Consider the following 241-nt stretch of genomic DNA (forward strand, 5'->3'; position numbering starts at 1 on the left):
GCGGTGGGCCGCACCGGCATCCGCGGGCTGGGCTACCAGAACTTCATCCTGACCGATGCCTCGATCAACCCGGGCAACTCCGGCGGCGCGCTGGTCTACCTGCAGGGCCAGCTGGTGGGCATCAATACCGCCAGCTTCAACCCGCAGGGCAGCATGGCCGGCAACATCGGCGTGGGCCTGGCCATTCCGACCAACCTGGCTCGAGATGTGGTGGACCAGCTGATCAAGCATGGCGTGGTGG

Annotated in this window: 1 protein-coding gene; it reads left to right on the forward strand. The window is 66.8% G+C overall.

The window, feature by feature from the left end:
* Positions 1 to 241, forward strand: a 241-nt coding sequence (locus ACQG3P_RS22510; RefSeq protein WP_426806296.1) for a S1C family serine protease, incomplete at both ends; no start/stop codon positions are given.

The sequence above is a fragment of the Stenotrophomonas sp. SrG genome (assembly GCF_050031795.1).
Classification (GTDB): domain Bacteria; phylum Pseudomonadota; class Gammaproteobacteria; order Xanthomonadales; family Xanthomonadaceae; genus Stenotrophomonas; species Stenotrophomonas rhizophila_A.